Annotated in this window: 24 protein-coding genes; 7 read left to right on the forward strand and 17 right to left on the reverse strand. The window is 60.4% G+C overall.

Features of this window, described 5'->3' with window-relative positions:
* Nucleotides 1–9 precede the first annotated feature (9 nt).
* The 7 genes from L6637_RS17350 to L6637_RS17380 are packed head-to-tail and all read right to left on the reverse strand — an operon-like array spanning nucleotide 10 to nucleotide 5,830.
* Nucleotides 10–666, reverse strand: a complete 657-nt coding sequence (locus L6637_RS17350; RefSeq protein WP_237871549.1) for an aspartate/glutamate racemase family protein — start codon at nucleotides 664–666, stop codon at nucleotides 10–12.
* An 8-nt stretch (nucleotides 667–674) separates the two neighbouring features.
* Complete coding sequence (locus tag L6637_RS17355) at nucleotides 675–1,559, reverse strand: polysaccharide deacetylase family protein (protein WP_237863012.1); 885 nt, start codon at nucleotides 1,557–1,559, stop codon at nucleotides 675–677.
* Nucleotides 1,546–2,361, reverse strand: coding sequence for an ABC transporter substrate-binding protein (locus L6637_RS17360; RefSeq protein WP_237871551.1), 816 nt, complete (start codon nucleotides 2,359–2,361; stop codon nucleotides 1,546–1,548). Before L6637_RS17360 ends, L6637_RS17355 begins: the two co-directional genes overlap by 14 nt.
* Nucleotides 2,362–2,376: 15 nt before the next feature.
* On the reverse strand, nucleotides 2,377–3,141 hold the full coding sequence (locus L6637_RS17365) for an amino acid ABC transporter ATP-binding protein (RefSeq protein WP_237871553.1): 765 nt from the start codon (nucleotides 3,139–3,141) through the stop codon (nucleotides 2,377–2,379).
* The gene (locus L6637_RS17370) at nucleotides 3,138–3,995 is read right to left on the reverse strand and encodes an amino acid ABC transporter permease (protein ID WP_237871555.1); all 858 of its coding nucleotides are present in this window, start codon (nucleotides 3,993–3,995) and stop codon (nucleotides 3,138–3,140) included. The genes L6637_RS17365 and L6637_RS17370 overlap by 4 nt, the downstream gene beginning before the upstream one ends.
* Nucleotides 3,992–4,819: an ABC transporter substrate-binding protein gene (locus L6637_RS17375; protein ID WP_237871557.1), complete on the reverse strand. Its 828-nt coding sequence runs from the start codon at nucleotides 4,817–4,819 to the stop codon at nucleotides 3,992–3,994. Before L6637_RS17375 ends, L6637_RS17370 begins: the two co-directional genes overlap by 4 nt.
* Nucleotides 4,820–4,873: 54 nt before the next feature.
* On the reverse strand, nucleotides 4,874–5,830 hold the full coding sequence (locus tag L6637_RS17380; protein WP_271607867.1) for an N-carbamoyl-D-amino-acid hydrolase: 957 nt from the start codon (nucleotides 5,828–5,830) through the stop codon (nucleotides 4,874–4,876).
* A gap of 151 nt (nucleotides 5,831–5,981) precedes the next feature.
* Here L6637_RS17380 and L6637_RS17385 point away from each other — a divergent pair, with 151 nt between their 5' ends.
* Complete coding sequence (locus tag L6637_RS17385) at nucleotides 5,982–6,908, forward strand: LysR family transcriptional regulator (protein ID WP_237871560.1); 927 nt, start codon at nucleotides 5,982–5,984, stop codon at nucleotides 6,906–6,908.
* A gap of 24 nt (nucleotides 6,909–6,932) precedes the next feature.
* Nucleotides 6,933–7,637 carry a type 1 glutamine amidotransferase gene (locus tag L6637_RS17390; RefSeq protein WP_237863018.1) on the forward strand — a complete coding sequence of 235 codons (705 nt, stop codon included), beginning with the start codon at nucleotides 6,933–6,935 and terminating at the stop codon, nucleotides 7,635–7,637.
* A gap of 156 nt (nucleotides 7,638–7,793) precedes the next feature.
* Here the strand turns inward: L6637_RS17390 and L6637_RS17395 are convergent, their stop codons facing one another.
* Nucleotides 7,794–8,261: a nuclear transport factor 2 family protein gene (locus L6637_RS17395; RefSeq protein ID WP_237871561.1), complete on the reverse strand. Its 468-nt coding sequence runs from the start codon at nucleotides 8,259–8,261 to the stop codon at nucleotides 7,794–7,796.
* A 77-nt stretch (nucleotides 8,262–8,338) separates the two neighbouring features.
* Entirely contained in the window at nucleotides 8,339–8,734 is a 396-nt protein-coding gene (locus L6637_RS17400; RefSeq protein WP_237871563.1) for a YbgC/FadM family acyl-CoA thioesterase, read from the reverse strand.
* 205 nt (nucleotides 8,735–8,939) lie between these two features.
* On the opposite strand from L6637_RS17400, the gene L6637_RS17405 reads away from it, so the two are divergent.
* Nucleotides 8,940–9,140: a hypothetical protein gene (locus L6637_RS17405; protein ID WP_237871565.1), complete on the forward strand. Its 201-nt coding sequence runs from the start codon at nucleotides 8,940–8,942 to the stop codon at nucleotides 9,138–9,140.
* A gap of 265 nt (nucleotides 9,141–9,405) precedes the next feature.
* On the opposite strand, the gene ybgC is transcribed toward L6637_RS17405, so the two are convergent.
* The gene (gene ybgC / locus L6637_RS17410) at nucleotides 9,406–9,852 is read right to left on the reverse strand and encodes a tol-pal system-associated acyl-CoA thioesterase (RefSeq protein ID WP_237871691.1); all 447 of its coding nucleotides are present in this window, start codon (nucleotides 9,850–9,852) and stop codon (nucleotides 9,406–9,408) included.
* A 697-nt stretch (nucleotides 9,853–10,549) separates the two neighbouring features.
* On the opposite strand from ybgC, the gene L6637_RS17415 reads away from it, so the two are divergent.
* A complete protein-coding gene (locus L6637_RS17415; RefSeq protein ID WP_237871567.1) occupies nucleotides 10,550–11,407 on the forward strand; it encodes a class I SAM-dependent methyltransferase in 858 nt (285 codons plus the stop codon).
* 122 nt (nucleotides 11,408–11,529) lie between these two features.
* Here L6637_RS17415 and L6637_RS17420 read toward each other — a convergent pair whose 3' ends face one another.
* Nucleotides 11,530–12,048, reverse strand: a complete 519-nt coding sequence (locus L6637_RS17420; protein ID WP_237871569.1) for a hypothetical protein — start codon at nucleotides 12,046–12,048, stop codon at nucleotides 11,530–11,532.
* 364 nt (nucleotides 12,049–12,412) lie between these two features.
* Between L6637_RS17420 and L6637_RS17425 the strand changes: the two genes are divergently transcribed.
* Nucleotides 12,413–12,634 carry a hypothetical protein gene (locus L6637_RS17425; RefSeq protein WP_237871571.1) on the forward strand — a complete coding sequence of 74 codons (222 nt, stop codon included), beginning with the start codon at nucleotides 12,413–12,415 and terminating at the stop codon, nucleotides 12,632–12,634.
* Between the two features lie 470 nt (nucleotides 12,635–13,104).
* On the opposite strand, the gene L6637_RS17430 is transcribed toward L6637_RS17425, so the two are convergent.
* Nucleotides 13,105–13,314, reverse strand: a complete 210-nt coding sequence (locus L6637_RS17430; RefSeq protein WP_237871573.1) for a hypothetical protein — start codon at nucleotides 13,312–13,314, stop codon at nucleotides 13,105–13,107.
* 399 nt (nucleotides 13,315–13,713) lie between these two features.
* Between L6637_RS17430 and L6637_RS17435 the strand changes: the two genes are divergently transcribed.
* On the forward strand, nucleotides 13,714–14,190 hold the full coding sequence (locus tag L6637_RS17435) for an AAA family ATPase (protein WP_237871575.1): 477 nt from the start codon (nucleotides 13,714–13,716) through the stop codon (nucleotides 14,188–14,190).
* An 843-nt stretch (nucleotides 14,191–15,033) separates the two neighbouring features.
* Here the strand turns inward: L6637_RS17435 and L6637_RS17440 are convergent.
* From L6637_RS17440 to L6637_RS17460, 5 genes are all read right to left on the reverse strand, one after another.
* Complete coding sequence (locus L6637_RS17440) at nucleotides 15,034–16,752, reverse strand: adenylate/guanylate cyclase domain-containing protein (RefSeq protein ID WP_237871577.1); 1,719 nt, start codon at nucleotides 16,750–16,752, stop codon at nucleotides 15,034–15,036.
* 351 nt (nucleotides 16,753–17,103) lie between these two features.
* Complete coding sequence (locus L6637_RS17445; protein WP_237871579.1) at nucleotides 17,104–17,439, reverse strand: DUF2190 family protein; 336 nt, start codon at nucleotides 17,437–17,439, stop codon at nucleotides 17,104–17,106.
* A 58-nt stretch (nucleotides 17,440–17,497) separates the two neighbouring features.
* Nucleotides 17,498–19,336, reverse strand: coding sequence for a phage major capsid protein (locus L6637_RS17450; RefSeq protein ID WP_237871581.1), 1,839 nt, complete (start codon nucleotides 19,334–19,336; stop codon nucleotides 17,498–17,500).
* A 56-nt stretch (nucleotides 19,337–19,392) separates the two neighbouring features.
* Nucleotides 19,393–19,962: a hypothetical protein gene (locus L6637_RS17455; RefSeq protein ID WP_237871583.1), complete on the reverse strand. Its 570-nt coding sequence runs from the start codon at nucleotides 19,960–19,962 to the stop codon at nucleotides 19,393–19,395.
* Nucleotides 19,963–20,125: 163 nt separating this feature from the next.
* Complete coding sequence (locus L6637_RS17460; RefSeq protein ID WP_237871585.1) at nucleotides 20,126–20,698, reverse strand: hypothetical protein; 573 nt, start codon at nucleotides 20,696–20,698, stop codon at nucleotides 20,126–20,128.
* A gap of 662 nt (nucleotides 20,699–21,360) precedes the next feature.
* Here L6637_RS17460 and L6637_RS17465 point away from each other — a divergent pair.
* A complete protein-coding gene (locus tag L6637_RS17465) occupies nucleotides 21,361–21,999 on the forward strand; it encodes a hypothetical protein (protein WP_338076858.1) in 639 nt (212 codons plus the stop codon).
* Nucleotides 22,000–22,103 lie beyond the last annotated feature (104 nt).

A 22,103-nucleotide genomic window follows, 5' to 3' on the forward strand; every position in this document is an offset into this window, starting at 1 on the left:
GAAGGTAACCTACGTATTCAACAAGACCGCACCGATCGCGACAGCGACCGCCTGTTGCGCCGGCTCGACCACGGGCACGCCGATGGCGTCCGAGATCGCGGCGCGGTGCGAGGCCATTCCCGCACAGCCCATCACCAAGACATCGGCACGATATTGCGTGACCAACGCACGGCCGGCTTCGATCAAGCGTCCGCGGATGTCGGCACTCGCCGTCTCGGCCGCGCTCGCGCCTACCGACCAGCTTCCGCCATAACGGCTGTCGACGCCCATGACCCGTGCCATCCGCTGCTGGCGGCGAATGCTCGAGGGCGATAGCGCGATGATGCCGAAACGCTCGCCCAGCATCAGCGCGCGGAAGATGCCGCACTCGGCAATGCCCAACACCGGGCGCCCGCCCGCCGCCTCGCGCACCGCATGCAGGCCCGGATCGCTAAAGCAGGCGAGCACGAAGGCATCCGCGTCATCGCGCGACACACGGTTGACGAGCGGCATCACCACGCTGTCGGCATCGCGCTGCGAGCTGATGCTCGGCGGCCCCTCGGCAAGACCGACCACCTCGATGTCAGGTCCGCCTAATATCCGGAGCGGCGCGACCGCGTCGTCGATCGCCGCCGTCACCGACGCCGAGGAGTTGGGGTTGATGACGAGGATGCGGCGACGGGTCATGGCACTTCTCAACGGTTGGCGGCCTCGTGGCGCAGGAAGTTTTCCGCGATCCTTTCGCCGGTGGTGATCCAGACGTCAGGGCAGGACTTTGCGTAGGTCAGAAACTCGCGCAACAGGCGCAGCCGCATAGGGCGGCCGCTGCATTGCGGATGCAGCACCGTCGTCACCATCGCACCCCAGTCGCGAACCTCATCCAGCTCGTCCTTCCAGATCGAGAGCACGTGCTCCTTGGGGAAGATCGAGCGCGGGCTGAAGCGGGCCGAGAGGCCATGCATCCAGTCGTCGTAGCTCGCAGTGACCGGCAGCTCGATCGTGCCGGGCTTGCCGTCGGCGAGGCGATGACGATAGGGCCGCACGTCGTCGCGGAACGACGACGTGTAGACGATGTCGTGACGCACCAGCGCGACGCGCAGCTCCTCGGTGAACTCGCCGTAAGGCGCCCGATAGCCGGTCGGCTTCACGCCAAGCCGGCGCTTCAGCGCCTCGAAACCGCGCTCCAGCTCCTCCTCGATCCAGGGATCGCCGGGATCGGGCAAGAGATGGTGATAGCCGTGGTGGCCGATCTCGTGGCCGGCCTTGAGGATGGATTCGGCCATCGCCGGATGCGCGTCGACCGACCAGCCCGTGACGAAGAACGTCGCCTTGAGATCGAGCTGGTCGAGCAGCTCCAGAAGCTTCGGCGTGCCGACCCGCGCCTCGTAGCCGCCATAGCTCATGGTGATGAGCCGCTGCGCATGCACCGCGTCCTTGCTGGTCCAGGCGCTCTCCGCGTCCACGTCGAACGACAGGAACATCGCCGATCTGTACGGCTTCGGCCAAGGATATTCCGGCGCGGGATCCGCGGTGTTGGCTGGGGTGAGCGGGATGCTCTGGAGTGCCTTACTGTCCAGCATTGATGGTCGCCTTTTCTATTCCGTTGTCGTTCAATTTCCATTTCGCCAGCAGCGTACGATAGGTTCCATCGGCGATCAGCGCGTCGAGTGCTTCGACGAACGCCTGCTGCAACGCCTTTTCCTTGACCGGCAGTGCGATGCCCGTGAACTGCGTTGCGAAGGCAGCGCCGACCGGCGCATAGGCGTTCGGCTCGAGATCCATCAGATAGGGCAGCGTCTCGTTGCCCTGCACAGCGGCGTCGATCCGGCCCTGCTTGAGCTGGGTGCGCGCATCGGCCGAGCCGTCGGTGCCGACGAACTGGATCGGATTGCTGGAGCAATTCTTCTGGCTCCACTTGTCAATTTCGGTCGGAAACATCGTGCGGCGGCTGGCGCCAACCTTCTTGCCGCAAAGCGACGCCATGTCCTTGAACTCGGACGCGCGGGACTGCTGCACGAAGAATTTTGGACCGCTGCGCAGATAATCGACGAAGGAGGCGATCTCGTGCCGGCTGGCATAGTCGGTGAAGCCGGACAGGATCGCATCCACGCGGCCCGTCGAGATCGACGGCATAAATTCGGCAAAACTGGTCTCGGTCCATTCGATCTTGACGCCGAGCTTGCGCCCGAGCGCCTCGCCGAGATCGACATCGAAGCCCGACAGCGCGTTGTTGGCGGGATCGCGGAACTCCATTGGCGGATAGTTCGGCACCAACGCCACCCTGATGCTGCCGCGCTTGGCGATGTCAGGCGGCAGTTCGACCGCCAAGGCCGATACGGTCATGGCGCCGAACAGCGCCGCGGCAACCAAAACTCTCTTCATCAACATGCCCCCATTTCAGATCACAGCCGAAAGAAATGCCTTGGTCCGCTCCTCGCGCGGCGTGCCCAGCACATCCGCAGCGCGGCCCTGCTCGACGATCGCGCCCTGGTCCATGTAGACGACGCGGTCGGCGACCTCGCGCGCGAAGCCGAGCTCGTGCGTCACCACCATCATGGTCATGCCGCTCTTCGCCAGCTCCTTCATCACGGCAAGCACCTCGCCGACGAGCTCCGGATCGAGCGCGCTGGTCGGCTCGTCGAACAGCATCAGCATCGGCTTCATCGCGAGCGCGCGCGCAATGGCGACGCGCTGCTGCTGGCCGCCGGAGAGCTGCATCGGATACGAATCCGCCTTGGCCGACAGCCCGACGCGCCGGAGCAGCTCCAGCGCCTCGGCGCGAACCTCATCTGGCTTGCGGCCCTGCACCTGGAGCGGCCCTTCGGTGATGTTCTCCAGCGCGGTCTTGTGCGGAAACAGGTTGAAGCGCTGGAACACCATGCCGGTCTTCAGCCGCTGCCGCCCGATCTCGCGCTCGGAAAGCCGATAAAGCCGCTCACCCTGCTCGCGCACGCCCAGGAGCTCGCCATCGAGCCAGATGCCGCCGCTATCGATGATTGCGAGCTGGTTGATGCAACGGAGCAGCGTGGTCTTGCCCGAGCCGGAAGCACCGATCAGGCACATCACCTCGCCGGGCCAGACGTCGAGCGAAACATTCTTGAGAGCCTTGAACTCTCCAAAATTCTTGCTGACGGAGCGGATCGCGACGAGGGGCTTTGTCATCGGGCAAACTGCGTTGTGCCGCGCGCAAAACGGCGTTCGAGCAGCATCTGGAGCGGCGTCAGGATCGAGACGACGAGCAGGTACCAGAGCCCGGCGACGATCAGGAGCTCGATCACTCGGGAGTTGGCGTAATAGATGTTTTCAGCGTTGTGCAGCACTTCCGGATACTGGATCACGCTGGCCAGCGAGGTCGCCTTCACCATGCCGATGAACTCGTTGCCGAGCGGGGGGATCACCACGCGCATCGCCTGCGGCAGGATGATCCGGCGCAGAGCGCGCAGCCGCCCCATGCCGATCGCCTGCGCCGCTTCATATTGCCCGATATCGACCGACAGCATGCCGGCGCGCATGACTTCGGACGTATAGGCGCCCTGGTTGATGCCGAGCCCGAGCAGCGCGGCAAGGAACGGCGTCATGACGTCGACGGCACGCGCGCTCCACAGGCCGGGAATGCCGATGGCCGGAAACACCAGCGCGAGGTTGAACCAGAGCAGCAATTGCAGGATCAGCGGGGTGCCGCGGAACAGCCAGGTGTAGCCGGCCGCGGCCGTCTTCAGCACCGGATTCGGCGACAGCCGCATGATCGCAACGACGATGCCGAGGACAATGCCGAGCGCCATCGCCAACACCGCCATCACCATGGTGTTGACGATACCTTCGAGGATCACCTTTGCAGTGATGAAGCGACTGACATGGGACCATTCGATCTGGCCATTGGCGAAGGCGCGCGCGATCGCCGCCAGCACCAGGACGATCAAGGCCGCGCTGATCCAGCGAAACCAGTGCGGCTCGCGCGCAATCAGCATTCCCGAGAGATCGGGAAAACCCTCCGCGAGTGCCGGCGCCGGCTTCATTGCGGCGCCGCGTTCAGCATGGGCTGAGTGACCATATTCGCACCCAGGCCCCATTTGTCGAGGACGGCCTTGTAAGACCCGTCGGCGATCATCGCCGCGAGCTTCTCCGTCACGACCTCACGAAGCGCGGCATCGTCCTTGCGGAACATGATGCCCTGGTAGCCTTTGGCAAAGGCCTCGCCGACGATGCGGTATTTGCCGGGCTCCTGCGTCTGCGCATAAGGCAGCGTCTCGCTGCCCTGCACGGCGGCGTCGATGCGGCCCTGCTTGAGCTGGTTGCGCACGTCGATCGAGTTCTCGCCCGGCACGTATTGGATGGCTGGCTTGCCGGCCGCCTCGCAATTCTGCTTGCTCCACTTCTCGATCTCGACCGGGAAGCTGGTACTGCGTGTGGTGCCGACCTTCTTGCCGCAGAGATCTGTGGCGGCCTTGGCGTCACTCACCGCCATCACGAAGAACTGCGGTCCTGTCGTCAGATAGTCGACAAAATCGGCGGTCTCACGACGCGAGGCGCGGTCGGATATCCCCGAGATGATGAAATCGGCACGCTTGGTCTGAAGCGAGGGGATCAGCTCGGCGAACGGCGTCTCGTTCCAGACGATCTTGAGGCCGCCGAGCCGCTTGGCAAGCTCATTGGCGAGATCGATGTCGAGCCCGACCAGCTCGTTGCTAGCGGGATCGCGATATTCCATCGGCGCGTAGGTGGAGTTGACCGTGAGCTTGAGCACGCCCGCCTGCTTGATCTCAGCCGGAAGCTCGGCGGCTTGTACCGAGGTCACTGCAGCCAGCGCTGCGAAGGCGAGGAAATGCGAGAGGCGTGTCATGTCAGCTCCTTCAACCTTTTCCTTGACCGAACCATTGCCAGCGCCATGCCAAATTCAGTCTGCGTCGAGGACGGCCGGCTCGATGACGCCGGCGCGCTCGGTGATCACCCTGTATTGCTCGGGCCGCCGGTGGGCGGCGAAATTGAACATCTTGTCCTTGCCCTGGCGGCAGAGGTCGAGATCGATGTCAGCGACGATCACCTCGTCCGTCAGCGTCGCGGCCTGCGCGACAATGCGGCCGTTGGGATCGACGATGCAGGAGCCGCCGATCAGGCCCGAGCCGTCCTCGTCCCCGGCCTTGGCGACCGAGATCGCCCAGGTCGCGTTCATGTAGGCGTTGGCCTGCGTCACGAGCGTCGAGTGGAAAGTGCGCAAGGAGGCGTCTTCCGTGGTGCCGCCATTGGGATCGTAGGCCGCCGAATTGTAGCCGATGCAGACGAGTTCGACGCCTTGCAGGCCAAGAACGCGCCAGGATTCCGGCCAGCGCCGATCATTGCAGATCATCATGCCCATGATCGCATGGGCCCAGGCCGAGCCGGCGCGGAAGGCCGGAAAGCCGAGATCGCCATATTCGAAGTAGCGCTTCTCGAGCTGCTGGTAGCGTGCGCCCGCGCGCGGCTCGACCGAGCCAGGCAGATGCACCTTGCGGTAACGGCCGAGGATCTCGCCGTCGCGATCAACCAGGATGGCGCAATTGTAACGACGGCCGTCGGGGGTCAGCTCGGCATAGCCGACATAGAAGCCGACACGCAGCGCACGGGCACGATCGAACAATTTGGCCACAGCCGGGTTCGGCATGCCGTGCTCGAAATAGCGGTCGAGCGCCTCGCCCTCCAGAAGCCAGCGCGGAAAGAAGGTGGTGAAGGCGAGCTCGGGAAAGACCACGAGGCTGGCGCCCCGGTTCGCCGCTTCCTCCAGCATGTTCAGCATCCGCGACAGCGTGTGCTCGCGCGTGTCGGCTTTTTGCGTCGGCCCCATCTGGGCGGCGGCGGCGCGAAGGACACGAACCAAGATTGCCTCCAATCTGTGCGCAATGCTGCCTCAATGGGCTAGTGAACCCTTTGATCCAGCGTGCAAATCCTGAGGCATTAGGCGCAAGGCGGGCTGCAAATGCAATTCATCGTGCTATGATCTTTTGGCCCAGAATATAAATGCTAGTGATATGAACCTGCGCCAGCTCGAGATCCTGCGTGCCGTCATCCGCCACCGCACTACGGTGGCGGCGGCCGACGAGCTGGCCCTGTCGCAGCCGGCAGTCAGCAACGCGCTGAAGACGATGGAGGCGCAGGCGGGCTTTGCACTGTTCGAGCGCGTCAACAACCGGCTGTTTCCCACTGCAGAGGCGATGGCGCTCTACAAGGAGAGCGAGGCAATCTTCGCGCTTCACGCCAAGCTCGAGAACCGCGTGCGCGATCTGCGCGAAAACCGCGCCGGACATCTCGCCATCGTGGCGACGCCGCCGCTCGCCTACAGCATCATTCCTTCCGCGCTGTCCGGCTTCCTGCGCCGCCGCCCGGAGACGCGCGTGTTCTTCGACGTGCGGCGCTACGAGGGCATCATCGAAGGCGTGCTCAGCCGCGTCGCCGAGCTCGGCTTCGCGCTTGGGCTAACGCATCACCCGGGTATCGCGCATGAAGTGGTGCACACCGGCGAGATGGTCTGCGTGCTGCCGCCGCAGCATCCGCTCGCAGGCAAGCCTGTTATCTCAGCCTCTGATCTCTCCGGCCTGCCCTTCATCGGGCTCGAACGCGGCACGCGGCTTGGAGAGGCCGTGCGCGACAGTTTTGCGCGCGCCGGCGCGCCGTTCCAGCCGAGCGTCGAGGTGCGCTATTGCAATACGGCCTGCGTGCTCGCAGCCGCCGGCGTCGGCGCCGCCGTGGTCGACCCCTTCTCGCCGCGGCAGAACGGCGGGCACGGCCTTGTGGTCCGTCCGTTCATACCGACGACACGCGCGGTCGCCTATATGCTATGGTCGGAGGCCGAACCGCTGTCGCGTCTGGCGAAAGCCTTTCTCGGCGAAATCCGCAAGGAGAGCGCGCTTCTGGCGCGCGCAGCGCCACACCAGCAAGATGGGGCAGGAAGCGACTGAGCTTACCTTTGACCTGAGGGGCATATGGCACGCATCACCATCATCGAGACCGGGCAGGTCCCACCAAAATATCGCGAGCAGCATGGCTCCTTTCCGGACATGTTCGAGCGCATGGTCCGCGCCGAGGATCCGACCGCGGAGGTCGACGTCGTCAGCATCCCGAACGGCGATGCGCTGCCCGATCCGTCCAAGCTTGAGGCCGTGCTGATCACCGGCGCTGCTGCGGGCGTCTATGACGGGCTCGACTGGATCGCGCCGCTGGAAGATTTCGTCCGTAGTGCCTATGCCAACAAGACGCCGATGGTCGGTGTCTGCTTTGGCCATCAGTTGATCGCGCAGGCGCTCGGCGGCACCGTGCGCAAGTCCGACAAGGGCTGGGGCATCGGCCGGCATGTCTATCAGGTGCTGCCCGAGAACGGTGTCGTCGACGGCGAAGCGGTTGCCATCGCCTGCTCGCATCAGGACCAGGTGATAGAGGCGCCTGATGATGCGCTGACGATCCTCTCATCCGAATTCACCCCGCATGCCGGCCTGCTCTACGCCAACGGCGCAACGCTGACGGTGCAGCCGCACCCGGAGTTCGACGTGGGATTTGCCCAGGTGTGCTGCGAGCTGCGCGACGGCAAGGCGCCGGAGGATGTTGTTGCCACCGCCCGGGATTCACTGGCGCAGCCGCTCGATAACGCGAAGCTTGGTGGAGCGATTACCAGGTTCCTGGCGAAGCGCTGAGTTTCACCTCGCCCCGCTTGCGGGGAGAGGTCGGATCGCTCTTGCGATCCGGGTGAGGGGGAGCCTCCGCAGGTCTCGCTGCCATCATTTGCGCGGTGAAAGCCCCTCACCCCAACCCTCTCCCCGTAAGAACGGGGAGAGGGAGAGGAAGGCATCTCAAAACGGTTCCGTCCCCAGCCCTGGCACGTCCGCCGGCCGCGGCCCGGGCGCCGGCCAGTGAAACCGGCGATCCTTCTCCGCAATCGCGATGTCGTTGATTGACGCCTCGCGCCGGCGCATCAGGCCGTGCTCGTCGAACTCCCATTGCTCGTTGCCGTAGGAGCGATACCACTGGCCGCTTGCGTCGTGCCATTCGTACTGGAAGCGCACCGCGATGCGGCTCTCGTCGAAGGCCCAGAGATCCTTGATCAGGCGATAATCCTGCTCCTTCTCCCATTTACGGGTGAGGAACGCGACGATGGCCTCGCGGCCCTGGAACACTTCCGAGCGATTGCGCCACCGGCTGTCCTCGGTATAGGCGAGCGAAACGCGCACCGGATCGCGCGAATTCCAGGCATCCTCGGCCATGCGCGCTTTCTGCGCGGCGGTCTCTCGGGTGAAGGGCGGAAGTGGCGGGCGCGACATGGGGGCCTCATCGGGTTGCGGGGCCGCAATCTATCCCTGCACGCGATGGAGTCGAGAGGCGATCGCCTATCGGGCAATCACGAAATCAGATCGGCCTTCATCAGAGTGCGGATCGACTTCGGGATCGGCTGCGCGCGGCCACCGCTGATGAAGGCGACACGCACCTCCGCCTTGACCAGCACGTCCTCGCCGCGCCGCACCTCCTGCGCCAGCAGGATCGATGCCCCCTTCACCGCAACCGGCCAGGTTACGACGTCGAGCACATCGTCCATCCGCGCGGGCTTGAGAAAGTCGAGATGCATCGAGCGCACGACGAAGGCGAAGCCGGCGCCTTCGGTCTCGGGCTGGTCGAACAGAGCCTGCTGCTCGGCGCCCATCAGCCGCAGATGATTGGTCCGTCCACGCTCCATGTAGCGCAGATAATTGGCGTGATAGACGATGCCGGAAAACACTGGTCCGCCAAATCGTAACATGGACAGGCCGCTGATAGCCCTCGGACGTTGGAAACAGGCCGCCTAAGGGATGCAGCACAGCACAGGCCGGTCCAGAGAACCAAAAACCTCCCGACGCAGGGGCTCCGCCCGTTCTCAATCGGTTCTCGTGTGGCCTAATTTGATCTGTGCGGCCCGAACCGTTCCTCTACCGGAACGTTAACGGTGGGGCTTTTGGAGTGCCGCAATGACCGAGCGCCGCCACGTAAAGCAAACTCGATCTCTGGAAGTGAGGATGGCTGAACAGGCCATCAAACTCAAAGAACAAGCCGCTCAACTGCCTGCCGGGAAGGCCAGAGACGACTTGCTCAGACGGGCGAGGATCGCGGAGACCGGTTCTCACATTAATGACTGGATAAAGTCCCCCGGCTTGCAGGCCCCGGAATAGTTCTTGGAACAAATGTCCACTTTGGTACTTATCAGATCACCTTTGGCAGGGTGATTCCCGTGAACTTTTTTAGCAGCGATAAGTTTTCAGGACCGAAAACCCGGGAAGAGCAGCGGTGCAAGTGCGGTGCGCAGCCCCGCTTGGCTCACAGGATGTTGGACCCGTTGCGCGGCCTTATCGTACGCACGTTCGAGTGTCAGTGCGGCGAACGCAGTTGGACTGAGGACAAAGAGTAAGGCCGCCTCAGTTGGCGGCCTCTTTCGTTTCAACCGCTGGGAGAAGGCAGCGTTCCCGCCTCCATGGCGTCCCTCAGATACTTGGGAATGCGCTGCGCTTTTCCACCCGAGACGAATGCCACGCGGACGTAGGCCTCCACCAACAGGTCAACACCGCGCTTGCATTGCTGGTGCAAGGTGATCGATGCCCCCCTCACCTCCTCAGGAGCCGTGATCACGTCTATCACGTCGTCCATGTAGGCAGGCTTGAAGTAGTCGATCTTCATCGAACGCACGACGAAGGCGAAGCCGCTCCCGCCCTCCTCGAATAGCTCGCGATGATCAGTCCCCAAGAGACGTAGGTAGTTCGTCCGGCCGCGCTCCATGAAGCGGAGATAGTTGGCGTGATATACGATCTGGCTGAAATCAGTGTCCTCAAAATAGACCCTGACTTGCATGTGGTGCGCTCCGCTGCGGATAAAGCCGTCTAAGTTCATCGCGCTCACGGGCAGGCTCCGATTGACATAGTGCCAAGGGTTCCCTGCACTGATAGCCGACCACCGTGGCCTTTGTCAGCCCTTCCGGCTCGCCCTTGACCTAGGCAATGGGGGTAGCCCACAAGCATTCCCAATGGGTCGTGGATTGCGATCCGCGATCTCCAGCGCTGTAATCAACGCGCTATGCCCATCCTGACACGCCGACCTGATCCGTACCGAGAGGAATGCTGGCGTATTATGTACGGAGATGTGCATGTCGGTACGATCGCCAAGGCGGTTGGCAACCCCAGCGCGGGGCCTTGCTGGCAATGGCAGTGCGGGTTCTATCCGGGCAGCGAGCCCGGTGAGTGTAGCAACGGCAGCGCCGGGAGCTTCGAGCAGGCTCGCGACGACTTCCTCAAAGCATGGGCGGTGTTCCTGTCCAAGCGGACGGAAGCCGACTTCGATGAATGGCGGGAGCAGCGGGATTGGACGGAGCGGAAGTATGCGGCTTGGGCACGGGGCGAGCGGATGCCTGCCAGATGACACAGAGCGCCGCGTGGAGGAAATGTCGAGCTTCATGGGGGGCAAACTCCGAAGTGGCGTCTAAAGCCTCTCAGGAAGCCGCGCTGACGCTGACGTGATTTCCGACATATATATCGGGTGCGCCAGAGCCCTCGAACTGCTAGTCTTGCGCAGTCTTGAGTTCGGGTGGGATATGGCTCCAGCAGAACTGTCGAGCAGCGAGGCCGAACGGCTGCGAGCGTTTGAACGCAAAGGTCATGATGCGTTGGCGCAGAGCTATCACGCATTCTTTGCGGCCGTGACCTCTCTAGCTACCGATCCACTTTTTGACGCAGTCCGCTTGCGCGAGGGCATACGCTTACTGGACGTGGCGAGTGGGCCGGGTGTTCTAACGGCCCAAGCAGCAAATCGCGGCGCACGGCCGGTCGGCGTTGACTTGTCCCCGCGCATGATCGAACTAGCGCAACGGCTGTACCCAACCATTGAATTTCGGGAGGCCGACGTAGAACACCTCCCATTTCCCGATCACACGTTTGACGCAGTCGTCTGCGCTTTCGGTCTTGGGCATTTTCCTCGACCGGAGGTCGCCGCCTCTGAGTGCGTACGAACATTATTGCCCTCTGGACGCATTGCTTTTGCTTGGTGGGATGAACCGTCGCGCCAGCGCATTCAAGGTATATTCCGCGACGCTATTGCGGAGGTCGGTGTATCAGCAACTCTGGATGTGCCGCAGGGACACAATGTATTTCGCTTTTCCAACTCAAGCGAACTGCACCGCTTGCTAGAGGGAGTGGGCCTTGGGGAGGTGACGGTTACTGAGCATACTGCGACCTACACCGTTTCCGACACGGAAACCCTTTGGCGAGGCGGTTTAGGAAGCCTAGTTTTGACGGGCGCTGTTATTAGGAAGCAGGATCAGGCGACCCAAGACTTGATCCGAACCGCGTTCGAGCGTTGTGCCAGCGTCTACAGGTCAGCCGATGGTCTAAGGCTTCCTATCGCATTTAAAATTGCCTCAGGCAAACGCCCGATTGCAGAGGCGCACAAGTGAGGTCGGCACGGATCGTCGGCGTGCGTCCATGCGCCGACGCGCTTCCGGACCGCCCGCCAGCGTAGCCCCCCGTCTCGAATATCTCTCAAGACGGGGAGCCACAACGACATCCACAAGAAGATTTACTGCTTTGCGGCGGCAGTGGTTACTTCGTTGTCGGTCATGACTTCGAGGCTGAACCGATTGAAGCCTGCGGGTTGAACTGCCCATTTGACCGCCTTTCCGGAGAGCGGCGCAAATATGCCGGTCGCGAATTGATAGACTGCCTTACCGGTGCTTTCGCTTCCGACTGGTTTGCCGTCTTTCATCACCACCGAGCCGACGCCTTCCGTGACGAGCGTGACCCCAATCCCATTGGGTGAGCGCAGCATTCCGATCCCGTTTAGGTACCGGCCTTTAGGGCCGTCCCATTCACTGGTCGAACTTCCGGTGTATAGCGCTCCTTTCAGGAGCCCCTCGACACCGGCGCAGGCATATTGCGTGCCCACGATCCGATGCCCATCGTGATCACCGATGGGGTCTTGGCTGGCCGCTCCAACAATGTTGCATTCATACCGTCCGATCGGCTCCGACTGCGCAATTCCGCACGCGCTGATCAACAGTATGGAAGCCGCAGTAATCAAGATAAAGCGCTTTCCCATTGAATTACTCCTGCAATCGAGTTGCTTTGGCATAATCAATCGAGGGCAATAGCCCGAAAAAGTCGCTTGGCTGAGAACAGCCGCGCTGCCTGCCGATGGCTTTTGTCGCTGCCTCCAGATTTCGGCACATCCTCGACGGCAGCTCAAAGTAGCGAGTAGATCATACACCTCCAGAGCGGGTTTGGGAACGACGGAGGTTTGAGATTTCGCTAGATGACTCAGGCAGCCTCGTGAGAGCGTTGAGCCGGACCCGATGCAAACGCGGGGGCTCTCGCCAAAGCTCGTCAGGAGGCTGGAGTGCCGTTAAAGTCGGGCTGAGCGCCTGCGGCTGTCCCGTGGTTAGAACTGAGAGCATCCCAACCCAATGACACGCAAGCCGATAGAGCTGCCACTCGGATCAGGACAGAAGTTCGTCGCTGACATGCGAGCGTACTTCGCGGCCGAGACCGAGCTGAAAAAGGATGAGATCGCAGCGAGGCAGCTCCATCGCCTTAGTCAGCATCTCAGGCCGGGGGACAAAAAGCTCCGGCTGAGCGACGTGCGCAAGATGTTCGAGTTGCTCCGCGATGAGATGGATGGGCAATGATCCGCACGGATTCCTTATTGCCAAGTCCCGCCGCCTGAGGCTATCGGCATCGTGTGTCTTGAGCGAGCGGCTTGCAGGGAGAAGGGCAATGAACAAGGGTGTCAAACGGCTTGGTATTATCGCGAGCGTCCTATGGGTGATAGTTGGCGGCCTCTGGACGCGCAGCATCGTAATAGAAGAATAAGTCACTTCGCGACTTCAAACCATCAGCTATGCCTCAAGATGCACTCCATCCAAGATGATGGGACCATGCCCAAGGACACCGATTGGGATCAATGCAATCGGCAGTTCCACGCCGATTGGAGTCGCGACGTAACAAGCACTGGCATAAACGTCGAAAACGCGATCTATACATTCGGCCCACTCATTCTGGCGTGGCTAGTGGCCTACATCGTTCTGTGGCTTGGCCGATGGGTGGCGTCGGGCTTTCGGGAGGGAAAAGCCGTGAAGCGAAGTTGAGCCACCGGCTCTCAATGTACCGTCCCTCTTGATGAGCACTCTACCTGTTCTACAAAGTACAGCATGGCGGCACGTGACATTCTGAGGATTTGCTCGCGGATAACCGGGGTGACCGTGTCAATCGCTTCCTTGTGTGTCTTCCCTTTCGGGCGCTTCACTCCCGTGGCCGCTTCGAGCATGCGAACGACTAGCTCAGCTTCATCGATCGGTATTGATGGCATCTTGGTCTCCCATGGAGTTGGTATCACGCGACCAAAATAGGGCGTCGTCGCATCGTCGCCAGTCGATGCAGAGCCGCGAGTTGCCGGGACAGGCATCTCCGTAAGTAGCGCTTTACACCGACCGAAAGTCGCCGGAGAAAGTCTCAATTAGATCAGTGGACGCGGTTGGAGTTCGTCCCGAACATTAAATTTCTTGTCAAGCAGCTCGGGGACCAGTCCGGTCCTTATGCCCAGCCTGCGCCATGTCCTGCCTGAGGGTGCTCACCCTCAAAAACAAATCGGCGGTTGGCGCTCGATCACCTTGCGCGGCTTACGAGACTGCGGTTCAATGCCGGATTGCGCCATGGCCCCTGTCCGCAAAGCGACAGAGGATGATGCGGCTGAGAAAATAGTGCAGAGATGAAACTATCGATTTCGGACTTTCGGTGCTTCCATGAAGTGAAGAACATAGAATTCCGCCCCATCAACATTTTGGTTGGTGAGAATAGTGCTGGAAAATCGTCTTTCTTGGCCGCCATCCGCTTCTTGTTCGATCTATTCCGCGACGATGCCAAGCCTTCCTTCAACAAAGACCCTTTCTTTCTTGGCTCCTACGATCAAATCGCGCATTTCCGCGGAGGTCGTTTCGGTCGAGCGAAAGAGTTTTCGTTTAGTTATAGCGGCACCTTAAACCGAGAATTTCTTCGCCGTCACCCAGTTATCAAAGAGATGTCTGCCTCCACTGAGGACCGCTTCTCGACTCGCGTAAGCTTCACCAACAACAGATCTCAGCCAGCAGTATCAAGTATCCAATTTCAATCGGGTCTTTTCGGCCTGAACGTCACCCTCGGAGGCACTCCGAATGGCGAAGTGATCACGCCGACGAGACGGCTATAGACAATGGCTTCTGGCGGGCAAGCTCACAGAATACCAACAAGAGCAAATTAATGCTGCGGCTGACCAAATAGACAAGGCTCATGTTACCTCGAACGACATTCACATTTTGGGCTTGGCGCGCGCCTCCGGCGCAAGGCTCCTCTACTCGAAAGATGAGGCGTTGCATTGTGACTTCAAGAACCGAAAGATCATCAGTCCAAAGGGCAAGTGTTACACGTCAGCCAACCATCAGAAAATCCTCGATGAAGCAAGCTGTACGTGTCACTAGCTATCCTGCAACACATCGACTCAGGATGCAAAAAGGCCGCCAGCATCATAGACGCCGGGGCCATCCTTAGTCACCGGACGCTGGTACGTCCGCAGTATCAGACAACCCAAGCTCCTCGCGATGCTGACCAGTGAATGTTGCCGCATCGGGTCAGCACTTCGACCGGTCCCTAGCAGCCGTGGGAGTGATCAAAGGCACGACCGAACAGGAGCGCGCCGATATATGCCGAACAGGAATGGACGTTCGTCCCGCTACCCGACAGGTCCGAATAGCCGCGCAAGCAGCCTTCACTTCTTGACGAAGCCGCGCCAAAGTTTGCCTGTGTATGGACCGATAAAAGTGCCCGTCTTCATGCAGGACTGTCCTGCGGCGGTACATTTTGCGTCCGCATCTGGGTGCCTTGAACCGTCTTGCTTGCAATGAGCAATCGCTTCGGAGCATGTCTCGGCGGACGCGGAGCCAAGACACGCCACCGCTGCAACGAAAACAATAGAGTTGAACAATTTAGACATAGAGGTTTGCCTTTGGAAAGTTTCAAAACCGCCCCTTAGGAAACCGTGAGCGCCGCGCTGCCGTCATTCGGGCAATCCAATTTCTCTAAAGGTGCGCGCCATGCGCTCAAGCCAATCAGTATCCTTCGTTAAGCACAACTGGAGAGCGTCGCGCACCGTCAAATCGGGCCGCATGCGAAGCATCTTTGCAAACGCATCGCGCGCCTCTGCCGTGCGGCCTGCCGGTACTGCATTGATGACCAAATATGCTAACGTGTACATCAGAGGGTGCGCTTCAACTGCCTTCAGTGCCCATTGAAAGCCCGCCTCATACTGCTCCAGGCAATTGTAGGCGCAGGCAAGCCCGGTCCAAGCGTACGCTTGATGCGGGTCGAGAGGATCAAGTCGGAGAACCCGAGTGAAGCAATCAATGGCCAGATCGGCGTCACCATAGTTGATCGATACCCAACCTCTCGACATCCAGCAATAGCCGTGGCTCGGGTTTAGGACTATAGCCCGATCGACAAGCTCCTTCGCTAAATCATACTGTTGGCCGATGAAAGATAGGATATGTGCCGCTCTTGCCAAGGCATGAGCATCTTCGTGAGGCAGAACAGCTACCTTCTGCGCCAATCTGAGGGCTTCTGCCCGAACATCTGGCGGTATGGGTGACCCATACGAGATGTGCTGAAAACACAGTGTGTAGCCGGCCATCGCATACGCAGCCGCATAACCAGGGTCCAAGGTGAATGCTTGAACAAAATGACGATACGCTTCCTCGAAGCGCCGCTCATATCTTTGCAGGGCCATGCCTTTGACATAAAGCTCATACGCATCGAGATCGACGGTGGGTTTAATTCTTACCCTTTCAAGCTCAGCCTTCTCCACCCAAAGCGATACTGAGTTGACGATCTTGGCTGTCAGCGCATCTTGAAGATCGAAAATGTCACCAGCGCTGCCGTCGAGCCTTTCCGCCCAGACATGCTTATTCATTGCCGCGTCGATCAATTGAGCCGTGATTCTCAGACGGTCTCCAGATCGGCGGACGCTGCCTTCAAGGACATATCGGACTCCGAGTTCGCGTCCTACTTGGCGAACATCGACCGGCTTGCCTTTGAATGTAAAGCTAGAATTGCGAGCAATCACAAAGAGGGTTGTGAACCGGGACAACGCGGTAATGATGTCCTCAACCATGCCATCGGCGAAATACTCCTGCTCGGAGTCGCCGCTCATGTTTTGAAACGGCAGGACAGCAATGGACGGCTTGTCGGGAAGTGCCGGATAGGCTGTGGCCGCTGGTGCAGGAGTAGTTTGAACGGAAAACACCTGTATCGGCCGGGGGAGGTTCTTGAGGCTAACCTCTCCCTTGTCGGAGAACGCGGCCTTAACTCGGTCTCGCACCTGATCATAGAGCGGGCGGGAGATCGTGATGCCGCCCGGCGCGGCTATCCCCTCTAGTCTAGCAGCTAGGTTGACCCCATCCCCGAGTAGGTCGTCTTGGTCTGCAACAACGTCGCCAAGGTGGATACCGATACGCAGCCGCATCCCGGTCGTTCCATTTTGGATAGCAATGGCGCATTCTAAAGCTCGGACAGGACTCGCGAACTCTGCAAGAAAGCCGTCGCCCATTGCTTTGAATAAGCGGCCCTCATGTCGGTGTATCGCGGGCTCGACAACCTCTCGCCTCAGCCGCGCAAGTTGACTGAGCGCGGCGGTTTCATCAGCGGCAACAAGCTTAGAATAGCCGACCACGTCGGCCGCCAGGATCGCCGCCAATCGCCTTTGCACGGAGCCCTCTGCCACCCGATCCTCCTGCCGTCAGCCGCTTGCATCAAATCACATCTGCGACTTGCGGGAAAGCAGCCCCTCCTTGCTATTCCAGTCGGCTCGCAGAAGGGCGAGCGCCGGAAGGAGGTGCGATAAAAAGGGGAGCCGCGCGAGCTCGTCGGTCTCGCGCGACTTCCAAGGGCGGTCACTCTCCGTTGCCCACTAGGGACACAGCAAAGCCTCAACCTCAACCCGAGAGCGACCAAGGTGGACCAGTTGAAAAAGAAAGGCGCGAGGCGGACGCCGTTGCTCGCCGCCTCGCGACCCAGCTAGTTTGTCGTCGGTAAAGATCAAAGAAACCCGACGATTGATTGGACCGCTGGGATTTTAAGTGAATGCCCCGTTGAGCCGAACCACGCCGGTTGCGGACGGGTTCGCTGCCGCGACGACTGCAACACCGATCAGAGTATTGGAGGTGGCCGTCGTCGTCACGTACCGATTGGTGTTATCCCAATAGAGATCATCGCCTACCGACCATGCTTCCGCATTGCGCTTGGTGAGCACGTAAACACCGGCAACGACTAGCACGTCATCCGCGCCGGAGAGACCACCGTTCGCGCATATGCCGAACATCGAGCCGATGAGGGCACCGTCGCCGGGATTGCAGTTATACGGCAACTGCACGTCGATATGGTCGCCGTGAACTTGGTACTGGTTTTTCATGTTCCTGACTTTCGTTGATAGGGCGACAGCGGGCCGGTGCCCGCCGCCACTCAGCTCGTTACGCGCCAGCGTTCTTGTAGAAGCCGCGATAGTCGATCGCGCCGACGCCGAAGTCATGCTCCAGCGAAACCTTCACGCCTTGCAGGCCGAAGGGCGAATGGATCGTAGTTCGGGGACCGTTTGCCCCATTCAAGAACCCATAAATGAAACAAGGCACGCGAGACGGCTCCGTTGCCACGTACCAAGACGTGTCAGAGATGTTCGCATCGGAGATCGCTCGCAGCTTGCCAGCGTATGGATTGACCGAGCCAACCAGCGTCGGCGTGATCGATGCGACGAGCTGATCGATGACCGTTTCCTGCGCAGGACCGGCGATGATCAAGGCGGGTGGCACGTTGAGGAAGTTGCCCGAGAGCGACTTCATGCCGCGAAGCGCCTGCCGTGCATCACTGACGGTGGAAACGGACGGAGCCGCCCCGGTGCCAGCGAGATTGCCGTGACCGGATGCGAACACGGCGGTGCTGTCGGTCAGAAGCACCGGGTTGCTGTTGAACATCTTGAAGAAGGTGTCGTTCTCGAACACGAGAACGGTCTCTCCCGCCGACCCCAAGATTTGGTCAATGGCACCGAGATCGTCGTTGACCAACATTTGCCTGCTGATCGTGAAGATCACGCCGTAAGGAGTGATCGAGACATTCTCGCTAGCATCACCAGACGTGCCGGAGCGCAACTCGCCGTTTTGTTGCACTTCCTGCAACTGCGGGAAGTCGCCAGCGCGAACCTGCGGATGCGGACGGAAGTCCTTGAACGGCCGCTCGACCGCGAGTTCGCGGTACGTCGGGGTCACGAGCGAGTAGCGCGCGAGCAGGCTCTTATTCAGCGCGTTCGAGAAGATACTGGGGAAATCGGACGTGCTATTGAATGCACGCTCGAATACCCGGAGTTTGTCTACGGTGCTCATCGAGAAGGTGTGCCCGCGATATCCGATGGACGCAGCGGCCATCTCGACAAGGCTCAAGTCCATGTACTGGCGAGCCTGTTCCTTGTGCTGCTCGAAGTGTGCCTTGCCGTATCGGTCTTTCGGACCCTGATAGTCAAAGCTGCTGCTGGCGAGGATGCGCGTGGTGAGTGCGATCTGCATCGCGTCGGCGACGCCGTCGCGCTCATCGCGAACGATCTGGATACGGGACATTGGTTTCTCCTGAGTGATATGCTGCGGGCTCTCAGCTCTCGCAGCGGGATTGATGTGAGATCGCGGTTGGCGCGCGACCGAAGGGGATGATGCCTGCGCGTCGATCATTCGCTGCCTTGCCTCCATGCGAGCGAGCGGGCCGAATGCGGGCGGCGTCGATGTGCCGTCAATAGAGCGGACAACCGCTTGAGGGTCTGCCGGCACCGAGACGAGCGAGCCCTCCAAGACCTGCCAGCGCGTTGCCTCAAAGGTCAACGAGCCGTCCAGCGGGATACGGTCGTCGTCAGGATCAAGCACTCGACCCTTGGCGTCGGTGATCTCCCAGCTCGATACGATATAGCCGACGCTGACGGCGCTGATCTCTCCGCGCTCAATCATGCCGAGCGCAGCTTCGCCCTGCGGAGTTTCGTTGAACTGGACGCGGCCGAGCAGGGTATCGCCCTCGAACCAGATGCGAACGAAGCGGCCGATTGCATTACTGATGCCTCGCTGTGCGTGCGAGTCGAGCAACGGAATGCCTGCGCTTTCGAGCCGAGATAGATCAACGGCATCTGGCGCAATGCGAAGTCGCTCAGTGCCATAGCTGCGCTGTACGGCGCTGCCTTTGCTTAGGACAACATCGACAGTGCGTCGCTCGGCATTGAATGTTCGGGGCGCAGCTCCGCTCTGTGCGAAGCGACGCCCTTCAAGGTTGTTTAATTTCATGGACGTTTCCTGATGGGCCGACGTTGGGTATCGGCCATGGAGATTGCGCTTACCAATTAGGCCGCGCGTGCGGGCCTTTCGGAGCCACGCTGCAAGATCATTTCCTTCGTATACCGAGCCTCGTCGGCGAGACCGTTCTTTGCGATCGGGAACTCCGTCGCTGTAGCTCTCGCGATCACCGCGAGCCGCTTCGCTGAGAGTAGCTTCTCGCTTAGCCGTTCGGCGACCGGAGCAAGCTCGCTGGCAGCTTGAGCGAACGCATCCATCTTCGCGGCGAACTCGGCAAAAGCCACGTCGAGTGCATCTGCCTGCTCTTGGGCGACGCGACGGCGCTCTGCATCCACGATCTGCTCCTCGACCTCCGCAATAGTCGTGTCGAGCGCGGCGATTGCACTGCCGAGCGCAGAGGCACGGCGCTCTGCATCTGCGAGCCGGGCTTCGACCTGCTCGGCTTCATCGCGGGGAGCATCGCCGATGAGCGCGGCGTGCAGCGCTTCGGTGAGCGAGGTAACGGCAGACGTGGCTTCGTCGTGCTGAGACTGGAGATCGTTGCGACGGGCGCGCAACGTTTCGGGGTCTGCCTGCATGCGCGCAGTAGCAGAGCCCTTCCGGGAAAAGAAGGTCATGAGTGATCCTGATTTGAGTTTTTGAGGTGCAGGGCCAGCGATCGGAGAGGACACGCGGGCAATAAAAACCCCGCTCACCGCGCTTCGGGCGCAAGGGTGGCGGGGCCAATGCGTGCGTAGGTACACGATTTTCGATCGGACCTCAACGCGGTTTTAAGTAGCGTTAAGCGCCAGCACGCTCGCAGCGCAGCTTGAGATGGGGCGGAAGCTCGATACAATTCTCAGCGGAATAGATCGCGAATTCCTGCCAGAAGCGGCTAGGCTTGCAATACCACACTCCGCGTTCGCGCTGTTCTGCTTCCATGATCCGCTTGGAGAGTGCGCACCATGCCCAGACTGCTTCATACGAGATGTAGTCGCTAATTTGCTTCCACAGCGCGCGAAGTGGCTCCCATCGCTCTTGGCGCTTGTTGTCTTGTCCAACCAAGGCGATTTCCGCCTCCAGCGCTGCAAGGCCGTCCACCGCGCGAAGCCGTTCGGCTTCGGCAGTTGCGGCACGGTACTCGGCATCAGCGAGTTGTGCTTCGAGGTTGGTTACCTTGCGCCGCAGATCGGCGTTCTGCCGCTCCAGCGCTGCTCCGCCTTCCGAAGCCGTCCTCCTGCGCTGGAGCGCGCCGGGATCGATGCGCTGGAAGTGGAGATGTACAGCCCGCAGCGCTCCGCCACCAAGAGCGGCCGATGGGTCTAGCGCCGGCCGTTGAAGGTAGTCGGTCAGATGAGTGAAATCGTGGTGCATTGGATTGGGTGCCCCTTGTTCACGATCGAAATAGGCATGCCGCGTCGTCTCACAAGCCCGCGCTCATCCTGTTGAAAGTTCGATTGGCTGCTGCCTCAGCGCCGGGAGCGCGCGGAGCGCGGGGCCGCGATGGTGCTGTGAGAGCGCTCGGTCCGACGATGCGCTCCAGCGGCTCCGCTAAGTAATGGGGTAGCCCATCCAGACACCCTGCCGTTGATGTCCGCTACCAGTGCCTTAGCAGAAGGATTTTGCTCGGCCTGAGGATTTCCGGCCGTGACCCTAAGCAGGCCTTAATTGTTGAGCCGATTTGCTCGGAGTGCTATGCTCCGCCGACATCATTCCCTTTTTGGACTGATGGGGCGGGCGGGTTATCAGGCTTACGGACTGCCGTCTGCCAGTTGGAAATACTTTAGCCATAGGCCCCGCCTCCGGACGCATTTTAAAGTCGGCCGGGGAATGTTCATTAGACGTCATTTCCCTCCGTTCTTCCCATTGACTCGGAGGCGGGCTTTTTTCTGTCCAACGCTTTCAAAAAAAAGCTATTCGCCATGTCTATTTTCAGAAGCCGAGCCCAGTGCGCGGCAGGCAGTGACCATTCAAGCGCTAGGCGGGTTTGCCGCTACGTTTCAGCTTCCATAATCTGGGCAGCCTGCGTCATTCCCTTGGGCACCGCGTCCGCTCAATGCTCAGCCCGCGATGTCTTACAGAACCAGCTGAAGCTCAAGACCCACTCGGTCACGGTGTCCGAACTGCCTATCAGGTCCGCTCGCGACGTTGCGACATGGAAGACGATAACAATAGGTACCTTCGCCGACTCTCTTGCGTTGCGCAACGAGCTCGATAGCAAGGGCTGCAATGTCGGTGGTCAGGCGGCTGAAATCCTTGCTCGGCCAATGTTCACCGTTAGCTCACAGAAGGCAGATGTCGAGCTTGTCGATCTATCGCCTGCGCAGCTCGGGCTCACCACCGATACCGTCACATTGGCCGACGTTTACGCAAACGCTCGGCGGCTCGGCCTTGAACTCGCTGGGGCCGAAATCGGCCCGCAATTGCGCCTCCAATATTTCGACCAACCTATTGGCGAATTTCTCACCATCGGAATGGACCCAATCAAGACATGGAGCGGCGAGCCAATTATTCTGAATGTAGCAAACGGCGGGGCCGGATTGATCCTGATCGGCCAAGATGGTCGACCCGAGGCGAGTATTTCGGTCACATCTCGTTTCATTTTCGTCCGATCCCATCAGCCGGCAGCCAGCACCGAAGCCGTAGGATCAGTCGCTACATTTCTGCCGCCGTGACTTCGCGCCCATTGATTTCATTTTCCAGCGATTGCTTACTTTTTTGGATTTCGAAACATGTTCGTGACTATGGTTGCTGTGCTTTGTCACCTTACCGCTCAGGA

It is taken from the genome of Bradyrhizobium zhengyangense (assembly GCF_022012435.1).
Classification (GTDB): Bacteria; Pseudomonadota; Alphaproteobacteria; order Rhizobiales; family Xanthobacteraceae; genus Bradyrhizobium; species Bradyrhizobium zhengyangense.

Bases quoted from the DNA above. Each gene is read 5' to 3' on its own strand.
- L6637_RS17445 (WP_237871579.1), bottom strand. From the start codon at position 17,439: ATGAAAAACCAGTACCAAGTTCACGGCGACCATATCGACGTGCAGTTG.
- L6637_RS17405 (WP_237871565.1), top strand. From the start codon at position 8,940: ATGACCGAGCGCCGCCACGTAAAGCAAACTCGATCTCTGGAAGTGAGG.
- L6637_RS17435 (WP_237871575.1), top strand. From the start codon at position 13,714: ATGAAACTATCGATTTCGGACTTTCGGTGCTTCCATGAAGTGAAGAAC.
- L6637_RS17370 (WP_237871555.1), bottom strand. From the start codon at position 3,995: ATGAAGCCGGCGCCGGCACTCGCGGAGGGTTTTCCCGATCTCTCGGGA.
- ybgC (WP_237871691.1), bottom strand. From the start codon at position 9,852: ATGAACTTAGACGGCTTTATCCGCAGCGGAGCGCACCACATGCAAGTC.
- L6637_RS17415 (WP_237871567.1), top strand. From the start codon at position 10,550: ATGGCTCCAGCAGAACTGTCGAGCAGCGAGGCCGAACGGCTGCGAGCG.
- L6637_RS17395 (WP_237871561.1), bottom strand. From the start codon at position 8,261: ATGTCGCGCCCGCCACTTCCGCCCTTCACCCGAGAGACCGCCGCGCAG.
- L6637_RS17375 (WP_237871557.1), bottom strand. From the start codon at position 4,819: ATGACACGCCTCTCGCATTTCCTCGCCTTCGCAGCGCTGGCTGCAGTG.
- L6637_RS17460 (WP_237871585.1), bottom strand. From the start codon at position 20,698: ATGCACCACGATTTCACTCATCTGACCGACTACCTTCAACGGCCGGCG.
- L6637_RS17360 (WP_237871551.1), bottom strand. From the start codon at position 2,361: ATGAAGAGAGTTTTGGTTGCCGCGGCGCTGTTCGGCGCCATGACCGTA.
- L6637_RS17430 (WP_237871573.1), bottom strand. From the start codon at position 13,314: ATGCCATCAATACCGATCGATGAAGCTGAGCTAGTCGTTCGCATGCTC.
- L6637_RS17450 (WP_237871581.1), bottom strand. From the start codon at position 19,336: ATGAAATTAAACAACCTTGAAGGGCGTCGCTTCGCACAGAGCGGAGCT.
- L6637_RS17350 (WP_237871549.1), bottom strand. From the start codon at position 666: ATGACCCGTCGCCGCATCCTCGTCATCAACCCCAACTCCTCGGCGTCG.
- L6637_RS17455 (WP_237871583.1), bottom strand. From the start codon at position 19,962: ATGACCTTCTTTTCCCGGAAGGGCTCTGCTACTGCGCGCATGCAGGCA.
- L6637_RS17400 (WP_237871563.1), bottom strand. From the start codon at position 8,734: ATGTTACGATTTGGCGGACCAGTGTTTTCCGGCATCGTCTATCACGCC.
- L6637_RS17385 (WP_237871560.1), top strand. From the start codon at position 5,982: ATGAACCTGCGCCAGCTCGAGATCCTGCGTGCCGTCATCCGCCACCGC.
- L6637_RS17420 (WP_237871569.1), bottom strand. From the start codon at position 12,048: ATGGGAAAGCGCTTTATCTTGATTACTGCGGCTTCCATACTGTTGATC.
- L6637_RS17365 (WP_237871553.1), bottom strand. From the start codon at position 3,141: ATGACAAAGCCCCTCGTCGCGATCCGCTCCGTCAGCAAGAATTTTGGA.
- L6637_RS17425 (WP_237871571.1), top strand. From the start codon at position 12,413: ATGACACGCAAGCCGATAGAGCTGCCACTCGGATCAGGACAGAAGTTC.
- L6637_RS17355 (WP_237863012.1), bottom strand. From the start codon at position 1,559: ATGCTGGACAGTAAGGCACTCCAGAGCATCCCGCTCACCCCAGCCAAC.
- L6637_RS17390 (WP_237863018.1), top strand. From the start codon at position 6,933: ATGGCACGCATCACCATCATCGAGACCGGGCAGGTCCCACCAAAATAT.